Origin of the sequence: Bartonella sp. AC70YNML, assembly GCF_042196545.1 — a bacterium.
Taxonomy (GTDB): Bacteria; Pseudomonadota; Alphaproteobacteria; order Rhizobiales; family Rhizobiaceae; genus Bartonella.
Genome location: NZ_JBHIQK010000002.1, coordinates 117,167 through 140,469, shown reverse-complemented (window position 1 = coordinate 140,469; position 23,303 = coordinate 117,167). Strand labels below are relative to the sequence as shown.

Sequence of the window (23,303 nt, the reverse complement as noted above, 5' to 3'; positions counted from 1 at the left end):
GAGGAGATTGACGTGTCATTTCTACCGGAGTGGTCTATTGTTGTACAATTTGCTTTAGCATCGTTGATTTTAGCACTTATTCCAGGACCTGATATGATGCTTTCTGTAGGACGAACCATTACACAAAGCAAAAAAGCTGGAATTATGTGCGCCTTGGGAAGTGCAACAGGATTTGCCATTCAGGTTACAGCTGTAGCACTTGGTTTATCAGCGCTTATTTTTGCTGCGCCACACGCTTTTGTTTTTCTGAAAATTGTTGGCGCCTTTTATCTTTTATGGTTTGCCTTTCAAGCATTAAGGAGAAACCCGACACTTTCCTTTGAACCAACATCTTCTAAACCTCAAAGCTCTAAACGTAACTATCTTGCTGGTATTGGAATTAATCTTCTCAATCCTAAAGTCATACTCTTTAACGCAACATTCTTACCACAATTTATCAATGCAAATGATCCTATGGCAACACAAAAGCTGCTCTTTTTAGGACTCTCTTATATTCCTATTTCTTTCCCCATTACAATTTCAGTCGTTTTTACAGCGCATAAACTTACCAAAATCCTTAAACAGAACCCTCTTTATCTTCGCTTTCTCGATTGGCTTATTGCAGGTACTTTTACCAGCTTTGCCCTCCATCTCCTTGTGGTTACAAAACATTGATTTATAAGTGTAATGTATCGCTTTTAATTTAAATAAAAAAACAAATATTATAAGATTTTTTCATTTCAAACCTGTTTATTTTGAATAAAATAATACCTTTCCTTTGTACATCACAAGAGAAGCTGGAGTTTTTGTATGGATAAAAACTATCTAAGAAAAGAATAAAAACACCTCTTATAAACCATCTCAAGTACTAAAAGCTGTTACAACATTGGGAGCTAAAAAATAGAATGGTGGTACCAATTTACACCTTTATTAAACATAAAGGTGTAGGAGTACAATACATTTCACAGAAGCTTTTTGTTATACTCCTCACAAGCATTATCGTGATATGAAGAGTGCACTAAGAGATACTTAAAAAACATATCAATGGATAACTCAATGGTATTTATATTTTAGATCCTCTGTTTTGCTTGTGATGCGTGATCTTATTTAAGAAGAATAATAAACAAAAGCATGAGGCACTGCACAATCTCCACTTTTTAAAAGGTATTACCGTAGATGCTTTTAAAAGACACAAAACCTAATTAATGAGTATGATAATAAGGTAGAAATTAGTTACAATCCTTAAGACTTCATATTCCCTCTAAATTAGGCTTCCTTCTTATTTCAGAGATTATGCAAACAGACTATAGACAATCTCTTACCCCATTTAGCATATAAACGCCGAAACTGTTCGTCTAGCACTTATCCAATCTTAATCTCTGTCTCACATATGCTATCGCACGAGGTTTGGATATTAATTTACAAACAAAAAAGCACAGACTTTATATCGCTTCGCTATATAGCTGAAAATTGTATTAACTAATGACCAGCAGCATTTTCAAGTCGCAAACGTTCAGATTTCCGTAAGCGCTCTGAAGCCGATTTAAGCTGTCCACATGCAGCTAAAATATCGCGTCCACGCGGTATCCGAATAGGAGAAGCATAACCCGCTTGATTAACGACATCAGCAAAACGCTCGATTTGATCCCAATCAGAACACTGATAGTTACTCCCTGGCCACGGATTAAAAGGAATTAAATTGATCTTAGCAGGAATCCCTTTCAATAGCTGAATCAATCGCTTTGCATCATCTAAACTATCATTGATATCTTTTAGCATAACATATTCAAATGTGATTCGCTTTGCATTAGAAAGACCAGGATAATTACGGCAAGCATCCATTAGTAAAGAAAGCGGATATTTTTTATTAATGGGAACAAGCATATCCCTTAATGTATCGTGTACTGCGTGGAGTGAAATCGCCAACATAACACCAATTTCTTCTCCGGTTCGGATAATTCCAGGAACAACCCCACTAGTTGAAAGCGTAATTCGACGTTTTGATAAAGAAAGTCCATCGCCATCAGAAGCAATCAATAAAGCTTTTTTAACAGCTTCAAAATTATAAAGAGGTTCTCCCATTCCCATCATAACAATATTGGTAATTTTGCGCCCTTCAATGGGAACAATTGCCCCATCAGGAGTATTCTTATCAGGAAAATCACCCAAACAATCACGTGCAACCAATAACTGTGCCAAAATTTCTTCTGCAGTCAGATTGCGAACAAGCATCTGTGTTCCTGTATGGCAAAAGGAGCAGGTTAACGTACACCCTACTTGCGATGAAAGACATAAAGTACCACGCCCTTCTTCAGGAATATAAACCGTTTCAATTTCAACAGGCCTTCCAGCTCCACGTGCAGGAAAACGTAAGAGCCATTTACGCGTACCATCTTTTGATATTTGTTCTCCAACAATTTCTGGGCGCGCAATGGAAAAATGACACTTAAGTGTTTCTTGCATTGCTTTAGAAATATTCAGCATCTCATCAAAATTTGAAACACCACGTACATAAAGCCAATGCCAAAGCTGACGCACACGCATACGCGTTTGATGCTCTGGTACACCAACTGTCTTTAAAGCTTGCATCATTTCGTCTTGCGACAAACCAATTAAAGAGAGCTTAGAACTCTCCTTCACGACCACATTATCTGTTTTTCGTGCAAAACATGAACCAACTGGTCTAAGGTCATAGGAAATGGCCATTGCTTTCTAATTCACATCACTATTTTAGAAGTTATCGAAACCTTAATGGCACTTTTGAGTTGCATTTAATGCAGCAGTGACCCCTTTTAAGGAATAAGTATAAGTGGTATGCGTTCCTCGTTTTGATATCGCTTTCACTGTCATATTGCTTCCAGCACGCATAGCAGAAACAAGCTGCTTTTCTAGCTCTGATGACGCCAACCAAGCTGAGGAATCTTTAGTGAAAAAATCAAAATCCTTACCTCCAATGGTCACTGTCACTCTAGACCCTTCTTGAAGGGAATAACCAGCCATGAACTGCGGTTCAAACGAAATAGGTGAATGAGAACGCTTGGTAACCAAGAAAAAGTTATCACCATGATTAACTGTCGTTGGAAGAGCCTTCAAAGGTACCGATAACACATAGCAAATCGTATTTTTGGGCGATTTATAAGAATAGGCTCCCCACGCTTCAAATTGATTTAAACGGCTTGGCGTTTGTGCATATGCCACTCCTGCTGTAACAAGAACCATTACAGATGCAGCAATAACAGTCTTTTCAAACATCTTCATTTAGCTCACTTCTTTAGTCTCTAACAAGATTTTCTTCATTGGAAAAATTCAACAAAAACTCCTCCATATTCATGTGTTATTGTCCTAATTCCTTCAATAAGCGAAATATTTTCAAACTAATCAAAATAGATTTCTACGTTTCATTATGACCTTTTAATCGTTACCAAAAAATAAACTTCTTATTCAATAACCACATTAAAAAATAACATCTTCATTTTACGCTACTTATTTCGTTTTTGTATAAAAAACGATTTCTTTAAGCTATAGAACCTCAAAACGAGATAAAAATATACCCCGGACTCCCCGCAAAAAAGCTTAATCGCCTTACGAATATCACTTCTCGACTTTATGCATTCAATACATTTATGTTCGCAAAATACTCCACCTTTTACTCATTATAGTGCATTCATATTTCGTATTCAACATCGTCCCGATAACACTTTTTCTCAACCTTCAAAAGACCTTGTAAAAATAATAAAATATTATCAAGATATTAATAATAAAACATAAAGAATTTAGATTCTATCTCAATAATCACATACAACTTTGTTTCTTTTGATCTTATTTCCCTATATATTTCATCTCCAATTATTAATTTCTAAAATGATTTTAGTAGCTTATAATAGCTTAATCGTATTATTTTAATGTATCAGACGATATTTTTCTTTCTGTTATAAAAAACTTCTTAAGAATTCTTTTGGAAAGTCTCCTTATCTTATTTCTAAGTAATTTATAAAAAGAAATATAAAACTTTTTTCTATAGCAGTTCTAACATTACCATTTTTTAAACAATATTTTAATCAATTAAAGACACTTAAATAAATCTTCCTATGTATAAAAACTCTTTCACCCAACCTAAAGGTATAATTTTCATTCTTACCGTACAAAATTGTTCTTTAGCATGAGCTCTATACAACAGCAGACATCTAAATCATATCTATAAAATAATTGATCTCTCCACTTGTGAAGAAGAAAGATGGCACCATAACACTATTTTCCAGCTCCCAATGTTTTGCTGCAACCCTCAATACTTGAGACGATTCATAAGAAGCATCTTTACCCCTTTCTTGTACAGTTTTTATCCACACGCTAATTCCGTTTACAACGTGCAAGGAAATGGTTTTGATTGATTCAACATAAACAAGTTTGGAATGAGAGAATTTTACAATATTCGGATCTCTCATCTAACATGCGAAATAGTGAATTATATTTAAAATCAATATCTTGCTATAATGAAGATACAATATATTTCTTATTTCTTCTTGAGCATTAAAATATTATCCCTAAACACTCAAACTCAACTTACAAAAAAATTCAATGCACAAATAAACTTTTCTGTTGATTTCTTTCCCGCTTTCAAAGGACGAAGATTCTTAATCCAATTTGGACTAAAAAAGTTTGGATTCTTGTCGAGCGGTCTCCTCTTTTCTTCCCACTCATGTGATTCACTTAACTAAAGGCTCTATAGACAAGTCCTGCTTAAAAATATTTACCACGCACTCTAAAAGCACTTAATATATTAAGAAGACTTACAAAATTTATCTCACTATATCTCAAATGACAGTGTTTTTACAGTATAACAGGATAAAAGAATCCACGAACATAATAATTAGATGCTTTAATATACGAGAACAAGAAAGGAAAAGCCCTTCGTTTTTGTTGGTTGCTCTTTAAAAAGAAGGTTCATTTAGAAGTAATTTTCTTAAATCTCATGACACAACCTTTTGTTATTAGTCTTAAGATGCAAAATATTCTTTCCTACGCTCTGTAGTGCATACCTCGCAATTTATACGCTCATAATACCTTTTAAGCTGCATTTGATTCTGAAGTCTGAATCAATAAAGCATAAAGCGCATTGGCATTATGCGTACTGCGCAACTTTTGTACAACATCAGTGTGACGCAAAACACGTGCGATCTGTGATAAAGCTTTTAAGTGATCTGCACCAGCATTTTCAGGTGCTAAAAGGAGAAAAACGAGATCTATAGGTTCGTCGTCAAGAGCTTCAAAATCAACAGGACTTTCAAGACGTGCAAATATACCAATGATCCGATTAATATCAGGTAATTTTCCATGAGGAATCGCAATACCTCCACCTAAACCCGTTGAACCAAGCTTCTCGCGTTGTAAAACAACATCAAAAATCACATGCTCACTAAGACCTGTTAGCTTGGAAGCTTTTTCGGCTAAAATTTGCAGAACCTGTTTTTTCGAATTAGCATTAAGAGCCGGAATGATCGCTTCCGGTGCTATTAACTCACTCAAATTCATACTTTAATTTTCCTCTTACACGCTAAAATGCTCATCAATAAACCTATAAACGCTATAGATACTTAATGTTCTTTCACTTTTCGCAACATCGCATGTGTTTTTACTTTTCAATTTATAATGGGTGATAGCTCAATACATCTCATATCACTTCTAAAACAACAATAAATAGTATTCGGATCATCATTAACGGCATAAGAAACCAAAGAAATGAAATTGTTCATAAAGTTAATTTCCTTACGACTCTAAAAAAGGCCATTATTCATAAATTTATTAAACTTGTCATAAGAGTTGATGTATAATCCGCCATCAGAGTTTTTCTTTCTTTAAAAATGAGCCCTTAAATTAAGATGAAAAGCATACTGAGCAAAATGGATCTTTACTTTGAAAATTACTGTATAGCTTGAACATCGACTTATAACAAGAATATAAAGATTTTTAGAAATTTAATGATTATTTTAAAAGAGTTATAGATTTAGCCTGATATCTGTAGCCAACCTCCTATTTTCAAATAGGCGATATAAACCAATAAAATACGACAACTCCTATTGAATAACCGCAATATATAACCGGTGCTCCCATCAAAATACCTAAAACAGCATCACCGATATATTATTTGATTCGACAGAGAAAAATATGATAAATATCTTTTACCTTTCAATAACACACGCATTTATTGAGAGCTTCATTTATCACTCATTATCACGTTAATCTAGTGATATCTTTTCTATGATATAATTATGAGTAAGCTAAACTTATAAAACAACAAACTAACCTCTAATGATAAAACCTTTTTCACCACTCAATAACAACATTAAGGTTATAGTCATAAAAGAAGTTTTGGCATAAATAAGGAGATTTTCAGTAATAATGTTTGGTTAAACTTAAATGGAAACTTGTGAAAGCTGTAAAATCAAAGAGAAAACTGATTTCCCAAATAAATTCTGCGTACATCAACGTTGTTGATAATATCGTTAGGACAACCGTGAACTAACACCCGCCCTGTATGAATAATATAAGCGCGATCGACAAGCCCTAATGTCTCACGTACATTATGATCCGTTATTAAAACACCAATGCCACGCCTCGTTAAATGACGAATAAGTTGTTGAATATCGAAAATAGCGATAGGATCAATTCCTGCAAATGGTTCATCAAGTAACATAAAATGGGGACGAGAAGCTAAAGCGCGCGCAATTTCAAGTCGCCGACGTTCACCTCCAGATAACGAAAGCGCAGACATTTTACGTAAATGATCAATTTTAAATTCATGTAAAAGGCTATCTAACTCTTCACGTTGTTTAAGACGATCTTTTTCAACAACCTCTAAAACAGCTTTAATGTTATTTTCTACTGAAAGACCACGAAAAATAGACGCTTCCTGTGGAAGATATCCAATACCTAGACGCGCACGTCGGTACATCGGAAGATGCGTAATATCAAATCCATCAATTTTAATCGAGCCTCCATCAGATTTTATGAGCCCTGTCACCATATAAAAACAAGTTGTTTTACCTGCCCCATTGGGTCCTAAAATGCCAACGGCTTCTCCCGTACGAATGCCAAAAGAAACACCATTAACTGTTCGTCTTCCTCGATAAACTTTAATCAAATTACTGGCAATCAAGGTCCCTTTTAAGGGATTTTTTGAAGCTTCACTTTCAAGATTATACCTATCAGTCTGTTTTTTTCTTTTGATTCCAAACATGAAATCTTAATGGCCATTCTTTTGATTTTGTTTTAAAATAATAGAAACACGACCTTTTTTCTTAGGCGTCTCACAACCTTCTAAAAAAGCCTTTCCGCTTTCCATATTTGCCGTTAGTTTGCACCCCGTTGCCACATTATCACCATCAGTTAACACAACATGATTCCCTGTCAAACTCATCATTTTTGACTTTCCATCAAAAACACCTTTATCACCCGTAGCAACTTGCGTAGCAATTTTTATATAAACTTTTCCTAAAGCTTCCATTTTTTGTATACTCGACGAACCAAATAAAGAAACAGATGATGCCTTTGTATCTTCCTTGTTTTTATCAATTTCTTTATATGCTTTATCGTAGTAAACAACTAATTCTGCCGTTCTTAAAAGACGTTCACCTTGCACCACTGAAACATCACCCTTAAAAAGTGCTATCCCTTCTTTATCACGTATTTCCAAAGAATCTGCATGAAGTTCTACCGGTTCTTTGTCGTTTGATAGACTTATTCCAAAATGAGTCCCTTCAGCATATCCTAAAACTGCTCCTTCTCCTAACATTCCCATGCTAAAAGCTAACATCACACCTATCCATCTTTTGTACGATTTCATTATTTCAATTCTTCTGTTTGTATATACACATACTTCTCTTTATAAATATCCTTTAAAGATTTGTATTGATATTCCGTCATTGCTTTTGAAGCACTAAATGCACATCACCATGGAAATATATGTTTTTTCCTTTTTCTCGAATTTGTAAGGCGTTTGCAGCAAGATGCAAACCGGCCTGCTGAATATTAACACGTTGATCTGTTTTTAACTGTCCCTCGGATAAGTTAATACTAGCTGACATAAATTGTACCATCATCCCATCGTTCGTTGTAATGGTGAATGGCTTATTCAACTGTAAAAAACCATTAATGTTATCGTAAACCCCCCCTTGTGCTGAAAGAAAAACCTGTCTTTGTTGGCCCATAAATGCTCTAGCTGTAATGTTTTGCAACCCAATCATTCCAGCGTGTGTATGATCTTGAAATGCCTTTTCTGCTTTAAGCCAATAAGGTTCATGAGCACGCGTATACCCTTCTAATTTTGGATTAAGCATCGTCAAATTCATCACGCCACTTTCTCCATTATTCAAAGGCATAGAATCAGAAGTAACGGGAACCAAGAAAAACGTAAACCAGCAAAAAACCAGCGCTGAAAGCAACGCTAAGAGAGGTAAAAAAATTTTTAATACGCTAATGCGACGCGAATGACGGGATGCTTTTTTTAAAACATCTCCAAAAGATGATTGCGTTGAAAAGGCTTCATAATGTTTGTGTACGGACATACTCTCCTGATCTCTTAAATACTCCGCATTTTTAATCTGTATACCCTTTATAGAAGGTATTTTCAAATTTTGTTTCTTGCAATTTGTTTTTTCTTGATTTTATTTTGCTTTTATCCGTTTATATATTGTAATATTATGCATGGAGTGCACAATTACGAAATTTTTTTGTGTGAAAGTGAGGCTATTGTGGTAAAATCAGAGCTTGTGCAAATTATTGCTCGTCATAACCCGCATCTTTTTCAACGGGATGTGGAGAATATTGTAAACGCTATTTTTGAGGAAATTGCAACAGCACTTGCAAATGGCAATCGCGTTGAACTTCGTGGATTTGGAGCTTTTTCTGTAAAAAGCCGTTCAGCCCGTAATGGACGTAATCCACGAACAGGTGAAGCCGTTTCTGTTGAAGAAAAGTGGATTCCTTTTTTTAAAACTGGCAAGGATTTACGCGACCGTCTTAATCAGTGAGAAACTTATGATAATTAAACGTATTCTTCTAACAAGTATCAGTGTGATTCTCGCAGCGGTTTTGATTGTTTTTATCGTGGCTAATCGTCAAATGGTTCCGTTAACCCTTGATCCTTTTCGAGCAAATCCTGAAAGTTTTACTTATCATGCTCCCCTCTTTATATGGCTCTTTATTTTCTTTGGTTTTGGTATTTTATTAGGAAATCTGATCAGTTGGTTTTCCTATCACAAATACAAAAAAGCTCTCAAAAAAAGTAAAGCCGAGATTGAAAAATTGAAAACATCTATCACAAATCTGGTGTAATGGTATTTAAATGAAATCTTTTCTCTCTGTATTCTATATTCAGTACAGAGTTAAAAGTGCTCTTTTTCTTTTTTTATACATGTTTTAATTGACTTTAGCTTTTTTGCACTTTTACGAAACATTTAAGAGCTTTATAATATATTTTTATACCTCATATACCGTGATACAAAACATGCCCCCACAATGCTTTCAATCCTCCCATAATAATAGATATCCGCAGGAAAAGCTGCCCCTTATTTTAGAAACGGGTATAAGCGAAAACTATGCTCTCATTGATTCTGGTCATGGACAAAAATTAGAACGTTATGGAGCTTACCGCATTATTCGACCAGAAGGTCAAGCACTATGGAAACCCGCTTTATCACAGAAACAATGGGCTGATGTGGACGCTATTTTCACGGGAAATCGTGATGAAGAAGGGGTTGGTCGTTGGCATTTTCCTAAAAAGCCACTTAATGAGACATGGCCACTTTCTTGGAATGGACTGTCTTTTCTAGGCCGTTTTACTTCTTTTCGTCATGTGGGAGTTTTTCCTGAACAAGATGCCCATTGGCGCTCTATGGAAGAACAAATTGTTAAAGCCGAACGCCCTATAAAATTGTTGAATCTTTTTGGCTATACAGGTATTGCCTCTTTGATTGGAGCACGAGCGGGTGCGAATGTTACCCATGTTGATGCTTCTAAAAAAGCCATTGCGTGGGCAAAAGCTAATCAAGAAAGAGCAGGATTACCAGATCATTCTATTCGCTGGATTTGCGATGATGCTATGAAATTTGTCGAGCGTGAACTGCGTCGTAAGAAAAGCTATGATATGATTCTCCTTGATCCCCCTGCTTATGGACGTGGACCCCATGGTGAAGTTTGGCAACTGTTTGATCATTTACCAGATATGATCACAAATTGTCGTAAACTTCTCTCTGATAAACCGCTCTCTGTTGTGCTTACAGCTTACTCTATTCGTGCTTCCTTCTTTGCACTTCATGCTTTAATGCGTGATGCATTTGTAAATCTTGGTGGTAAGGTCGAATCAGGAGAACTTATTTTGCGTGAAGAAGTTGCAGGACGCGCTCTTTCTACTTCCCTTTTTAGCCGTTGGATTGCTTGAATATGTTTAGACCTAAAACTGGCAAAGTGAAAGAAATTACTTCTCTTAGCAACCCCATTATAAAAGATCTTAAAGCGCTCAGCCAAAAGAAAAATCGTAATAAAGAAGGTCTTTTCATGGCAGAGGGATTGAAGTTGGTCATTGATGCTCTCGATCTCGGCTGGACAATACAGACGCTTATTTTTTCTAAAAGCAAAATCGGTAATGCTGCTATCGAAAATATTGCTGCACGCGTTGTAGCCAATGGTGGTTTTGTGATTAAAGCTTCACAAAAGGTTATGGAATCACTTACCCGACGCGATAATCCACAAACAGTTATTGGTATTTTTAAACAAAAATGGCAACCTCTTGAAATGATAACTGAACAGACTAAAGATGTTTATATCGCGCTTGATCGTGTGCGTGATCCTGGAAATCTTGGTACCATTATCCGAACTGCCGATGCCGTAGGTGCTAAAGGTGTTATTTTAATTGGCGAAACAACAGACCCTTTCTCGCCTGAAACAGTTCGTGCAACTATGGGATCAATTTTCTCTATACCGCTTTATCGTTTTGATGAAAGCGCCTTTTTAAACTGGTCTGCTCACTTTAAAGGCATGATCGTTGGCACGCATCTTAAAGGATCTCTGGATTATCGGACACTTGATTTCAAAAATGGTCCTGTTATCCTTTTAATGGGAAATGAAAAACAGGGATTATCAGATATTCTTACAAGGCGGTGTAATAAACTCGCGCGTATTCCACAAAGTGGACGTGCTGATTCGCTTAATCTAGCAGTAGCAACAGCTGTTATGCTTTATGAAATCCGTCGCCCTTATTTAATACTGGAACCATGTGAGGAAAAACATGATTCGTAAATCACTCCCTTTTCTTCTCTTGGGCTTGGCTTTTACAGTAGTACTTGATCAAGCTGTCAAATACTGGATTATGCACAATATGCCTTTAGGAACAGAAATTTCGCTTATTCCTTTTCTTTCCCTTTATCATGTGCGCAATTCTGGCATTGCATTTTCATTTTTTTCTTCCTTTTCTCACTGGGGAATCATCGCCATCACGATCATTGTGATTATCTTTCTTCTATGGTTATGGAAAAATACTGAATATAATAAGTCTTTAATGCGCTTTGGTCTTATCCTTATTATTGGAGGAGCAATAGGCAATCTTATTGATCGTATTCGCTTTCATCATGTCACTGATTATATCCTTTTTCATATTGATGATATCTTTCATTTTGCTATTTTCAACCTTGCAGATAGTTTTATCACTCTTGGTGTTATTGCCATCCTTATTGAAGAATTGCGTACTTGGATGAAGGCAAAACGTCATTCCAATAGCACATCTTCTCATTGATATGTTCAGCGCCTTAAAAACCAGAGGTTATTAATCATCACAAGTCTGATTACAAATTGATTTTTCTCAATCAATTCTTGTTTCTAATAATTTCATGTGTTTCTTTTCATGGAATTATAAAACCTTACTTTCACTTGATCTTTATATACTTGATCCGTGTAAAAGGAATGAACTCAAATAGAAACCAATAATTTTTTATTCATATGTCCTATATCCCATTCTGAGAGGAAATATTTTACAGCATTTAAATTCTGTTCATTTGCTTAAAACAATTACTTTTCATATGTTTTTTAGTTTTTACAGGCGTCATTTTTACAGTGTTTTTCTTAAGCGCTTCGTGTAAAAACACCCCTCTTTTATTTATATTGCTTAATAAGCAACATCTTTTAACTATTTTCAATGTTTTATTTATAATACAACATATTGATATATAATGATAGTTTACCATTTTGTATATTGAATGAGAACCCTAAATTTCTTTTATTTCGAACTTTCGCATGTTGAATTAATTAAAACCATGTCTTTTACACACCAATCTTGCTTGTGTGGAGCAAGCAAATAAATAACCTTGATTGATTTAATATAAGAAAATTTGTCATCAGAGAATCTTACGATATTCGGAGAAGAATTTAGCATACAAAACGATAATTTATTATTATATATCAGTTTTTATATAAAAAGATTCAATTCAATAGGTCTTCTAACCGTATAGAGCAGATGCAATATTGTAAGTTGAAAAACAGTGCGACGACATTTGCCTCTCTCTTCATCAAAGCAAAGACCGTTGATACCTTACAGAGAATTATATTACACAATTTCTATGAACAGTAAAAAAATTTTAAGTATAGTCTTTTTATCTTGCAAAAATATGGCAAAAAATGGAAATATTATTTCATCAAAATAAACTATTTCCTTACCAATTTGTAAGGTTCCTTCTTCAGATAAATCTCTTGTAATTTTTAAATAAATCTCCATAATAAGAGCAGATGTGCTGGAATTCCGCCAGTGATTCTTAGGGTTTTTGTGTTAGCCAATTTAGGACTTATACGAAGTGTTTATCTGTAATGACAGAGGTACTTTTAAACCCCAATATCTGACGGAACATATGCTAAAGGATTTTATATTATGGCTAATTTTAAAAATTTACGTTCGGCGCCTGCTTCTCATGCCGATGCATCAATTGATCTGGGATTGCGCGACTATATGTTGGGTGTCTACAATACAATGGCCATTGGTTTGCTTATTACAGCTGCTGCCGCTTATGCAATTGTATCATTAGCAACGACAACAGATATGAGTCAAGCAGCAGCTCAAATCAATAGCAGTGTTTATTTAACATCTTTTGGAGTAACATTTTATACATCACCATTCTCTTATATTGTTATGTTTGCACCACTCATAGCGGTCTTATTCCTCAGTTTTAAAATTAATACACTGAGCACAAATGCTGCTCGTAGCCTCTTTTTTGGTTATGCTGCTCTGGTTGGTCTTTCACTATCTTCAATCGTTTTGCGTTATACGACAGAAAGTATTGTACAAACCTTTGTTATTTCCGCTGCAACTTTTGGAGCTCTTTCACTTTATGGATACACAACAAAGCGTGATCTTACAGCAATCGGTTCATTCTTATTTATGGGATTGATTGGTTTGTTACTTTCTATGATTGTAAACATTTTTCTTGGGTCAAGTGCTTTGCAATTTGCTATCTCCGTTATTGGTGTTTTTATCTTTGCTGGTTTAACAGCTTACGATACTCAAAACATTAAGTTGATGTATTACGAAGGAGATGAAGGTGATACAAGAGGACGTAAAGTTATTATGGGTGCATTGAATCTTTATCTTGATTTCATCAATATGTTTGTCTTCTTGCTACAATTTCTTGGTTCAAACCGTGATTGATTTTAAAAGATCATCGCTTAATGAAAGAACCTTGTTTCCAAAAGAAACAAGGTTCTTTTGTTTTTAGTGTAAGTTTTTACCCTTTGCCTCTTAGAGATTATATTCTTTTCGCAAAATGACAAAAATACCTTACAAGCAAAAGTTTCCTTGGTTTACTGGTTTTATCCAACAAAAGCTCCATAATTCTCTTTTAAAGGCAATCTATAGCCGCTCTCATCATCAACCAAACATCATCAAGCCAAATGATAATTATGATCTAACCGTTGCTTCCTATAATGTGCATAAATGTGTAGGTACTGATAAAATTTTTAATCCTACACGTATTGTACGTGTTATTAATGAATTACAAGTTGATATCCTTGCTCTTCAAGAAGCAGATAAACGTTTTGGAGAGCGCGTTGGCTTGATTAATCTTCAGCTATTAAAAGCTGAAACTGGCTTGATTCCTGTGCCTCTCAATACCATGTCACCTCATGGTCATGGTTGGCATGGGAACGCTCTTTTTTTGCGAAAGGGATATGTACGTGAAACTTTACAAATCACTCTTCCTGGTATTGAACCACGTGGGGCTGTAATTGTAGAATTGGAAATGCAAGCAGGCCCTATTCGTATTATTGCGGCTCATTTTGGCTTATTACGTTATTCTCGTAAACAACAAACAAAAATGCTTCTTGCAATTTTGCAAAATCGCTCCCTTATGCCTACACTCCTCATTGGAGATTTTAATGAATGGCGGATAGGAAAAGGCTCATCTTTGAACCATTTTTCTCCCTATTTTGATAACACACTTGAAGTTGTGCCAAGCTTTCCTTCGCGTTTTCCTCTTTTAGCCCTTGATCGCGTTTTTGCTTTTCCCCACCAATTGGTAACAAATATTGAAAATCATCATTCACCACTTGCACGTATTGCCTCAGATCATTTGCCTATAAAAGCCTACCTTAATCTTGCCAACGCCATGAATGTTCTTGAACATAAAATAAATAAAAAAAGTTAATGTGCCTCATCCCAATTTTGAGCTGTCATGACTTTTACTTCAAGGGGTACAGATAAAGATAAAACCGGCATTGTAGCATTTTCCATAACATTTTTAACAACGTCCATGGTTTTTTTACTCTCTTCTTTTGGTACTTCAAAAATCAGTTCATCATGTACTTGCAGCAACATTTTTGCTGATAGATTTTCTCCTTTTAAAACATCTTCCATCTGTATCATAGCGCGGCGAATAATATCTGCAGCAGAGCCTTGAATCGGGGCATTAATAGCTGCCCGTTCATTAAGGGAACGAATTTTTACGTTCTTTGCTTTTATTTCTGGATAATGGATACGACGTCCAAAAATTGTTTCTACATAACCATTTTCACGTGCAAAGTTTTTTGTCTTTTCCATATAATCTTTAATTCCTGGAAACCTTTCAAAATACAATTGAATATAACGACCCGCTTCTTGGCGTGAAATTCCTAATTGATTGGCTAAGCCAAAAGCTGAAATACCATAAATGATACCAAAATTAATCGCTTTTGCACGCCGTCGTATATCTGAATGCATTCCCTCTATTGCAACGCCAAACATTTGTGACGCCGTTATAGCGTGAATATCGTGTCCTTTAGCAAAAGCTTCTTTTAATGCTTTTATATCCGCAATATGTGCAAGAATGCGTAATTCAATCTGACTATAATCAGCAGAAAGCAACACGTGCCCTTTGGGAGCAATAAAAGCTGTTCGAATTTTACGTCCTTCAGCAGTTCGTACTGGAATATTTTGCAAATTTGGCTCTGATGATGACAATCGCCCTGTTGATGTTATTGCCAAAGAATAATTCGTATGAACACGCCCTGTTTTTGGTAAAATATAAGAAGGCAAAGCATCGGCATAGGTAGATTTTAGCTTTGCAAGTTGACGCCACTCAATAATTTTACGCGGTAATAGATGACCTTCAGCAGACAACTCTTCTAAGGTCTGTGCAGAAGTTGACCATTGTCCACCCTTGGTTTTAGCGCCTCCAGATAATCCCATTTTGCTAAAAAGGATATCCCCCAATTGCTTTGGCGAAGCAAGATTAAACTTTTCACCAGCTTGTTTGTAAATTTCCTCTTCTAGAATCAAAGTAGCTTGCGCCAATTCTCCTGAAAGGCGCAATAAAATCTGCCTATCAACAAGAATCCCACGTTCTTCCATTCTTGCAAGAACTTCTACGAGTGGTCGATCAAGGCGATCATAAATTTTTGCCATTTTTTGAGCAACAAGTTGCGGTTTCAAAACTTGCCAAAGGCGTAGCGTTATATCGGCATCTTCCGCCGCATAAAGGGTAGCTTGTTTTAAATCTACTTGTGCAAAAGAAGTAATTTTTTTTCCTTTATGCGTTAAATCCTTATAGGCAATTGGTTTATGTCCAAGCCAACGTTCAGACAAATCATCCATATTATGGGTTAAAGTTCCAGCATCAAAAGCATATGACAAAAGCATAGTGTCATCAAAAGAACGTATAACAATGTCGTATTGCTTCATCACCAACCAATCATATTTTATATTCTGACCAATTTTTAACACCGCTGAATCTTCTAATAGCGGTTTTAAAAGTGCCAAAGCTTTTTGGATCTCAATCTGCGAGGCAATACGCCCATCCCTTAAAAGGTCCTCTTTTTCCTCAAAATGTTCAAGTGGTATATAGGCTGCTTTTCCTGGTTGTAATGCGAGTGAAAAACCAACAAGCTTTGCTTGCATCGGATCAAGAGAGGTTGTTTCAGTATCAAAAGCAAAAAAGCCCTGTTCTTGTGCTTGCCATAACCATTCTTTTAAAGTTTCCTCCTCAAGAATCGTTGTGTAAGTATCTCTTGTAATTTTTTGAGACAGTGCTTGATCTTTACGTTTTTGTGCAAAAACTTGTGGAGAATTTTCAGAAAAATTATGAAAAGATGCACGTTCAGTATTTTTTATATCTAAATCATGTCCATAGCTTAGTTTTTCCCATTCAACATCTATATCAAGTGCATCAATAACAGCTGCATCACATGTTGTTGCCTCTGCTATGCGACGCGTTAATGTTGAAAACTCCATCGCTTTCAAAAAAGCAATTAAACGCGGACCATTTTGTGGCTCCAAAATAAAATCATCTAAATCACTGTCTATAGGGACATCTGTTTTAAGCCTAACAAGCTCACGAGACATTTTAACTTGTTCTCTATAAGCTTGAATGTTTTCACGCCGTTTTGTTTGTTTAATTTCTGTTACGCGTTGCAATAAAAGATCAAGAGAACCAAATTCATTTAACAACTGGGCTGCAGTTTTGGGACCAATGCCTGGAATACCCGGTATATTATCTGTTGAATCTCCAATCAAAGCTTGTAAATCAATCATTTTTTCAGGTGTAACACCCCATTTTTCTATAACTTCTGAAATACCTATATGCTTGTCTTTCATTCCATCATACAAGGACACATGCGTATTTACGAGTTGCATAAGATCCTTATCAGAAGAGATAATGGTTGTCTTTGCCCCAACCTTCGTTGCCAATTTTGCATAAGTAGCAATTAAATCATCCGCTTCAAAACCTTCCTTTTCAATACAAGGCAAATTAAAAGCTTTTGTTGCTTGGCGTATCAGAGAAAATTGAGGAATTAGATCTTCAGGAGGTTCAGCGCGATTCGCTTTATATTGAGGATAAATTTGTTTCCGAAAAGTATCAGATGAATAATCAAAAATAACAGCAAAATGTGTTGGAATAATACCCATAGCTGTATTACGAGCATCACAAAGTAATTTCCATAACATATTACAAAAACCAGCTACCGCTCCTACAGGGAGTCCATCCTTTTTACGTCTTAAAGGCGGCAAAGCATAGTAAGCACGAAAAATGTAGCCTGATCCGTCAACCAACAAAAGATGATCTGTTGCTTTCATGATAATTTTATTTCTCCATTTCAGCTAAAAAACAAATTACCTGTATATATTTTTTTCATTTTTATTTTATTTTTTTACTTTGCCTCTAAAAAGCCATTTTTTCTTTCCATAAGACATGAAGTCGTTGCACTTATATTAAGTACCTAGAGCTTTTCTTTGCTGTTACAGGATTAATAGCTTTCATTTTGCTCCTCCTATGATAGCTGAGGTACAATGTAACGACAAGGTCGTTGTGGTGTTCCCCTCCCCACAACGACCGTTTTTTTTGGTATCCATATTTTATATTTTTAACCTTAAATAGCTTGTTTAGAGAAAAGATAAGAATATTATTCATAAACTTTGAAGTTATTCCACAGAGCTTTTTCACCCACTTTATTGATAAAATCAGCATGCAATCTTTTTTCTTGCGCACTCAATCTTGAAGGTAAAGCCTGTGGGCGAAATTTAACTGCATAAGGCATATCTTTGTCACTTTGAGTATGTTCATCAACACTCTTTCTGTTATCAAAACCCAATATGCCCTGCTTTCCACCAATCAATTCAATATAAACATCGGCCAAAATCTCTGCATCAAGTAAAGCACCATGAAGAACACGATGGCTGTTATCAATCCCAAAACGTTTGCATAAAATATCAAGAGAATTAGGACCCATAGGGAATTTACGCCGTGCCATAGCCAATGTATCAAGAATATTATCAACACTGATGAGCGGCTTATTGACGCGTTTTAATTCTGCATTAATAAAACCAATATCAAAACTCGCATTATGCGCAATCATTGTCGCGCCATTAATAAATTCCAAAAATTCATCAACAATATCACTAAAACTTTTCTCGTTTTTTAGGCGTTCATTGGTTAATCCGTGAATTGCTACAACTTCATCAGGAATAATAACGCCTTCAGGGTTTAAATAAACATGAAATTGGCGCCCTGTAAGATAACGATCAACCATTTCTACACAACCAATTTCGATTATGCGATCTTTCTCTTTATCTAAACCTGTTGTTTCTGTATCAAAAATAATTTCACGCATGATTTTAATTCTTTAGCAATTTTTTTATCACATCAAAAACCTGTTGACGGGTATTTTCTAAATCTTTCCCTGTATCAATAATAAAATCAGCACGTTCTCGTTTTTTTTCATCTGGCATTTGTTGGGCATTGATAAAGGCAAATTTTTTCTCATTCATACCTTGGCGAATCATTACACGTTCTTTTTGTATTTCTGGTGGAGCAGAAACAACAATAACGCTATCTACACGATTTTCACCATTTGTTTCAAACAGAAGTGGAATATCAAGAATAACTAATTTTTCCCCTTGTTTGCGCGCTGTATCAATAAATTCTTTTTCTTTTTCTTGCACCAAAGGATGAATTATTTTTTCTAATGTTTGTAATTTTTCCTTATCATCAATCAAAATTTCAGAAAGTTTCAAACGGTTAACTTCATCGTTTTCAACAACACTAGGAAAAATACGCTCTATGAGCGACAAAACTGGCTCACTTTTATAGAGTTGTTGTACCGCCTCATCAGCACTAAAAATAGAAATACCCGCTTGTCTGAAAAAATCAGCAACTGTTGATTTTCCCATAGCTATTGATCCGGTTAATCCTATAATTTTCATTCTCTTTCTTCACTCATATCCTCTAAAATGGCTGTCCTTAACGCTTTTGTTACCTGTGGTTTTATTCCAAACCACCGTTCAAATCCTATAACAGCCTGATGTAGAAGCATCCCAAGCCCATCAACCGTTTTGAGATCACAAGCCTTTGCCTGTTGTAAAAAAGGAGTTATCAATGGTGTATAAACAATATCTGTTACTAATGCCGTTGTTTTTGCTTTATGAAAATCACAAAAAAAAGAATCACTTTTTTCTTCCGGATTTTTTATGCCAATAGAGGTTGTATTAACAATTAAATCAGCTTGATGAAGTATTTCATGGATTTTATGCCAATCGTAAACTTTAATGATCTTTCCAAAATGCTGAGCTAAATTATCAGCGCGTTGTTTTGTACGGTTAATTAAATAAATTTGTTCAAATCCGCGTTTTTTTAAAGCATATAGGATAGCGCGTGCAGCGCCCCCAGCCCCAAAAACAAGAGCTGTTTCCCCTCCCCAATCAGATGCAAAATCATCAAGATTAGCACTAAAACCATAGGCATCACTATTTGTGGCACAAAGTTTATCTCCTTCATACCAAAGTGTATTAGCAGCACCTATCATTGTTGCTCTCTCGTCTTTATAATCTGCTAAACGAAAGGCTTCCTGTTTATGAGGCAAAGTAACATTTCCTCCACAAAAGCCCATTTTTTGTAAAGAAACAATAAAATGACTAAATTCTTCGGATGTTACTTCCTGTGCAAGATATTCTCCTTGTAAACCATATTGTTTAAGCCAAAAATTGTGAATTCTTGGCGATTTTGAATGATGAATAGGAGAACCAACAACAAAAGCACGCGGATAATTTGTCTTTTTTATTATTAAGTTAACCATCAATAATTCCTAAGTGGCGCAATTTTATAAGTAGAGGCAGCAAAGGTAAACCAACAATGGTAAAAAAATCTCCTTCAATTTTTTCAAAGAGATGAATCCCTTCTCCTTCAATTTGATATACTCCTACGCTGTTTAGAACATCTTTTCCTACGCGTGCTAAATAACGTTCAATAAATTCTAACGAGAGTAAACGTACAGACATATGTGCACTAAAAGCTTCAACCCAAATTTTTTGACCATTTTTAAATAAAGCTACCGCACTATGAAGAGAATGGGTTTTTCCTGATAACTCACATAAACGTTGATGTGCTTCCTTAATATTTCTTGCTTTATGAAAAACTTTACCTTCCAAATCAAGAACTTGATCACAACCAATAACGAAAGCATCAGGAAAACGATCTGAAACATTTTTTGCTTTTGCACTTGCAAGAAAACAGCTAAGTTCTTTAGGTGTTTTTTCTTTTGTTGTTTTTTCTACTTCTCTCTCATCAAAAGAAGCGCCTTCAATTAAAAAATTTAAACCTGCCTTTTTCAACAACTGTGCACGATAAAAACTAAGAGATGCTAATATTAACGTATCTGCGTCCATGAGGATTTTCTCTCACTTTCCTTCACGAAATCGTGATAAAAGTTCAAATATTGCAGCAGCAGTTTCTTCAATAGAGCGCCTCGTGACATCAATAATAGGCCAACCAAAACGTTCGCAAATGCGTTTTGCATGGATTAATTCTTCAGCTATACTGATACGATTAGTATAATTATCAAGAGCAAAACCTTCTCCTAAATCTCTATTTTGACGAATATGTGAGATTCTTTCAGCTGAAGCAATTAAACCAATAATTAAAGAATTTTTTACCTCTAAAAGAGATTCTGGCAAATCAATTCCTGGAATAAGAGGAACATTAGCCGTTTTGATTCCACGATTTGCTAAATAGATGCTTGTTGGCGTTTTAGAGGTTCTTGAAATTCCTACAAGAATTACATCCGCTTCAGATAAGCTACTGGAAGACTGTCCATCATCATGCTCTATTGTAAAATCCAGTGCCTCAATACGACGAAAATAATCTGCATTAAGATCATGTTGTGCACTAACACGTAAATGAGTTGGCATTCCAAGGTAAGACTGAAAAGCATTTAGAACAGGATACAATATATCAATACAGGGAACTTCTATTTTTTTGCATTTTTTTTGAAGGAGTAGTTTAAGTTCTTCATCAATCATTGTGTAAAGAACAATACCTGGCTCTTGTTGTATTTCATCAAGAACTTTTTGTAACTGTATTTTATTACGAATCATAGGATAGATATGCTCTGTTGCCTGACACATTGCATATTGGGATGCTACAGCTCTTCCAACAGAAATTAATGTCTCCCCCGTTGCATCAGAAAGCATGTGTAAATGAAAGAATTTTTTTTCTTTTGTCACAAAAATTTTAACTCCTTGTTAAGACATGTGTATATATTCTCACCTTTTTTTATAAAACTAAAATTTATGAAAAATTCTCCTTTTTTATGCACAAATTAAATGCTTGTGATAATTTTATCCCTCTTATAAAAAAGAGGGGATAATATCTTTAAGATAGTGTTATTTTTATTCTTTTTTCAGTTCCTTTTGTGGATAAAATTGAGGATAAATAATAATCCACACTAAACACAGTTATAAATAAGAATAATCCTTTCTTTAATATAAATTTATTAATATAAATTTCTGTAAAAAATACTTTTGAATAACATTTCATTGATGCTATAATTTTAACTCATATTTTTGTTATTAAAATAATTAAATACTATTTGGATTTTATATTTTTTCAAGTTTTTCATATAATTACTTAATATTACAGGAACAAATTTCATATAAATGGTACTTGCAGATTAAAAAAATTGAGTGTAGGATATTTTTTCTTAAAGAATATTTCACTCATAAATTTCCATAAATTATTTAGAACAATCTTCTCCTTAATTACAAAGAGCATATTTCATGCAAAAAATGAAACTACAAGAACTTAAAAGCAAAAATCCCGTTGAGCTTGTTTCTTTTGCTGAAACATTAGAAGTTGAAAATGCCTCCCTTATGCGCAAACAAGAATTAATGTTTGCTATCTTGAAAAAACTTGCTCTACAAGACGTTGAAATTATAGGAGAAGGTGTTGTCGAAGTTTTACAAGATGGATTTGGATTCTTGCGCTCTGCTGATGCTAATTATCTTCCTGGACCTGATGATATCTATCTTTCACCTGCACAAATACAGTCGTTTTCTTTAAAAACAGGCGATACAATTGAAGGCCCCATACGTAGTCCAAAAGAGGGAGAACGTTATTTTGCTCTCCTTAAAATTAATACAATTAATTTTGAAAAACCTGAAAAGATCCGTTATAAAATTCACTTTGATAATCTTACTCCCCTCTATTCAAATGAACGTTTTCAAATGGAAATACAAGATCCTACAGAGAAAGATATGTCATCACGTGTGATTGATTTGATATCTCCATTGGGAAAAGGACAGAGGGGACTAATTGTTGCACCACCACGGACGGGAAAAACAGTTTTACTTCAAAATATTGCTCATTCTATTACCACTAATCATCCTGAATGTTATCTCATTGTTCTTTTAATTGATGAACGACCAGAAGAGGTTACTGATATGCAGCGTTCAGTAAAAGGAGAAGTGGTTTCTTCTACTTTTGATGAACCTGCAATACGTCACGTACAAGTGGCAGAAATGGTCATTGAAAAAGCTAAACGTCTCGTTGAATATGGGCGTGATGTTGTTATTCTCCTCGATTCTATTACACGTCTTGGGCGTGCATATAATACAGTTGTTCCTTCTTCGGGTAAAGTTTTAACAGGTGGTGTGGATGCAAATGCCCTACAGCGTCCAAAACGTTTTTTTGGTGCAGCACGTAATATTGAAGAAGGCGGATCTTTAACCATTATTGCAACGGCTTTGATTGATACAGGAAGTCGTATGGATGAGGTTATTTTTGAAGAATTCAAAGGAACAGGTAATTCGGAAATTGTTCTTGATCGTAAAGTTGCTGATAAACGTATTTTCCCTGCTATGGATATTTTAAAGTCAGGAACGCGTAAGGAAGAACTTCTGGTAGAACGACAAGATTTACACAAAATTTTTGTTCTTCGTCGTATTTTAGCATCTATGAATGTAACTGATGCAATTGAATTTTTGATTGATAAATTAAAGCAAACAAAAAATAATAGTGAATTTTTTGATTCAATGAATACGTAGAGTC

The 23,303-nt window shown here is 35.1% G+C and carries 21 protein-coding genes; 9 read left to right on the top strand and 12 right to left on the bottom strand.

Going from position 1 to position 23,303, the window contains the following annotated elements:
• The first annotated feature begins 12 nt into the window (after positions 1-12).
• The gene (locus ACFIMU_RS02795) at positions 13-654 is read left to right on the top strand and encodes a LysE family translocator (RefSeq protein WP_375606111.1); all 642 of its coding nucleotides are present in this window, start codon (positions 13-15) and stop codon (positions 652-654) included.
• An 804-nt stretch (positions 655-1,458) separates the two neighbouring features.
• Here ACFIMU_RS02795 and rlmN read toward each other — a convergent pair.
• The 6 genes from rlmN to lptC all read right to left on the bottom strand — a co-directional run bounded on the left by rlmN (position 1,459) and on the right by lptC (position 8,540).
• Positions 1,459-2,685: a 23S rRNA (adenine(2503)-C(2))-methyltransferase RlmN gene (gene rlmN, locus ACFIMU_RS02790; RefSeq protein WP_375614332.1), complete on the bottom strand. Its 1,227-nt coding sequence runs from the start codon at positions 2,683-2,685 to the stop codon at positions 1,459-1,461.
• Positions 2,686-2,727: 42 nt separating this feature from the next.
• Positions 2,728-3,231, bottom strand: a complete 504-nt coding sequence (locus ACFIMU_RS02785; protein WP_375606225.1) for an invasion associated locus B family protein — start codon at positions 3,229-3,231, stop codon at positions 2,728-2,730.
• Between the two features lie 1,812 nt (positions 3,232-5,043).
• Positions 5,044-5,508: a PTS IIA-like nitrogen regulatory protein PtsN gene (gene ptsN / locus ACFIMU_RS02780; RefSeq protein WP_375606109.1), complete on the bottom strand. Its 465-nt coding sequence runs from the start codon at positions 5,506-5,508 to the stop codon at positions 5,044-5,046.
• Positions 5,509-6,418: 910 nt separating this feature from the next.
• Positions 6,419-7,213 (bottom strand): LPS export ABC transporter ATP-binding protein, encoded by a 795-nt coding sequence (lptB, locus tag ACFIMU_RS02775; RefSeq protein ID WP_012754448.1) that lies wholly within the window; start codon positions 7,211-7,213, stop codon positions 6,419-6,421.
• Between the two features lie 6 nt (positions 7,214-7,219).
• Positions 7,220-7,819 (bottom strand): LptA/OstA family protein, encoded by a 600-nt coding sequence (locus ACFIMU_RS02770; protein ID WP_375606108.1) that lies wholly within the window; start codon positions 7,817-7,819, stop codon positions 7,220-7,222.
• Between the two features lie 76 nt (positions 7,820-7,895).
• Positions 7,896-8,540 (bottom strand): LPS export ABC transporter periplasmic protein LptC, encoded by a 645-nt coding sequence (gene lptC / locus ACFIMU_RS02765; RefSeq protein ID WP_375606107.1) that lies wholly within the window; start codon positions 8,538-8,540, stop codon positions 7,896-7,898.
• 186 nt (positions 8,541-8,726) lie between these two features.
• Between lptC and ihfB the strand changes: the two genes are divergently transcribed.
• The 7 genes from ihfB (at position 8,727) to ACFIMU_RS02730 (ending at position 14,657) form a co-directional block, all read left to right on the top strand.
• Positions 8,727-9,005: an integration host factor subunit beta gene (ihfB, locus tag ACFIMU_RS02760; protein WP_273790186.1), complete on the top strand. Its 279-nt coding sequence runs from the start codon at positions 8,727-8,729 to the stop codon at positions 9,003-9,005.
• A gap of 7 nt (positions 9,006-9,012) precedes the next feature.
• Entirely contained in the window at positions 9,013-9,309 is a 297-nt protein-coding gene (locus ACFIMU_RS02755) for a lipopolysaccharide assembly protein LapA domain-containing protein (RefSeq protein WP_375606106.1), read from the top strand.
• Positions 9,310-9,481: 172 nt separating this feature from the next.
• On the top strand, positions 9,482-10,414 hold the full coding sequence (locus ACFIMU_RS02750) for a class I SAM-dependent methyltransferase (RefSeq protein ID WP_375606105.1): 933 nt from the start codon (positions 9,482-9,484) through the stop codon (positions 10,412-10,414).
• Positions 10,415-10,416: 2 nt separating this feature from the next.
• A complete protein-coding gene (locus tag ACFIMU_RS02745) occupies positions 10,417-11,271 on the top strand; it encodes a TrmH family RNA methyltransferase (RefSeq protein WP_375606104.1) in 855 nt (284 codons plus the stop codon).
• Entirely contained in the window at positions 11,261-11,764 is a 504-nt protein-coding gene (gene lspA, locus ACFIMU_RS02740) for a signal peptidase II (RefSeq protein WP_375606103.1), read from the top strand. Before ACFIMU_RS02745 ends, lspA begins: the two co-directional genes overlap by 11 nt.
• A 1,125-nt stretch (positions 11,765-12,889) precedes the next feature.
• Positions 12,890-13,663 (top strand): Bax inhibitor-1/YccA family protein, encoded by a 774-nt coding sequence (locus tag ACFIMU_RS02735; RefSeq protein WP_375606102.1) that lies wholly within the window; start codon positions 12,890-12,892, stop codon positions 13,661-13,663.
• Positions 13,664-13,778: 115 nt separating this feature from the next.
• Entirely contained in the window at positions 13,779-14,657 is an 879-nt protein-coding gene (locus ACFIMU_RS02730; protein ID WP_375614333.1) for an endonuclease/exonuclease/phosphatase family protein, read from the top strand.
• On the opposite strand, the gene polA is transcribed toward ACFIMU_RS02730, so the two are convergent.
• The 6 genes from polA to ACFIMU_RS02700 all read right to left on the bottom strand — a co-directional run bounded on the left by polA (position 14,654) and on the right by ACFIMU_RS02700 (position 21,481).
• The gene (polA, locus tag ACFIMU_RS02725) at positions 14,654-17,560 is read right to left on the bottom strand and encodes a DNA polymerase I (protein WP_375696801.1); all 2,907 of its coding nucleotides are present in this window, start codon (positions 17,558-17,560) and stop codon (positions 14,654-14,656) included. The two genes, ACFIMU_RS02730 and polA, sit on opposite strands and share 4 nt — an antisense overlap.
• Before the next feature lie 326 nt (positions 17,561-17,886).
• Positions 17,887-18,594, bottom strand: a complete 708-nt coding sequence (dnaQ, locus tag ACFIMU_RS02720) for a DNA polymerase III subunit epsilon (RefSeq protein ID WP_375696800.1) — start codon at positions 18,592-18,594, stop codon at positions 17,887-17,889.
• A gap of 4 nt (positions 18,595-18,598) precedes the next feature.
• On the bottom strand, positions 18,599-19,186 hold the full coding sequence (gene coaE / locus ACFIMU_RS02715; RefSeq protein ID WP_375606098.1) for a dephospho-CoA kinase: 588 nt from the start codon (positions 19,184-19,186) through the stop codon (positions 18,599-18,601).
• The gene (locus ACFIMU_RS02710; RefSeq protein ID WP_375696799.1) at positions 19,183-20,055 is read right to left on the bottom strand and encodes a shikimate dehydrogenase; all 873 of its coding nucleotides are present in this window, start codon (positions 20,053-20,055) and stop codon (positions 19,183-19,185) included. The genes coaE and ACFIMU_RS02710 overlap by 4 nt, the downstream gene beginning before the upstream one ends.
• Positions 20,048-20,644 carry a Maf family nucleotide pyrophosphatase gene (locus tag ACFIMU_RS02705; RefSeq protein WP_375606096.1) on the bottom strand — a complete coding sequence of 199 codons (597 nt, stop codon included), beginning with the start codon at positions 20,642-20,644 and terminating at the stop codon, positions 20,048-20,050. Before ACFIMU_RS02705 ends, ACFIMU_RS02710 begins: the two co-directional genes overlap by 8 nt.
• A gap of 12 nt (positions 20,645-20,656) precedes the next feature.
• Complete coding sequence (locus ACFIMU_RS02700; protein WP_375606095.1) at positions 20,657-21,481, bottom strand: pyruvate, water dikinase regulatory protein; 825 nt, start codon at positions 21,479-21,481, stop codon at positions 20,657-20,659.
• A 552-nt stretch (positions 21,482-22,033) separates the two neighbouring features.
• Between ACFIMU_RS02700 and rho the strand changes: the two genes are divergently transcribed.
• Positions 22,034-23,299, top strand: a complete 1,266-nt coding sequence (gene rho / locus ACFIMU_RS02695; protein WP_015857121.1) for a transcription termination factor Rho — start codon at positions 22,034-22,036, stop codon at positions 23,297-23,299.
• Positions 23,300-23,303: the final 4 nt, after the last annotated feature.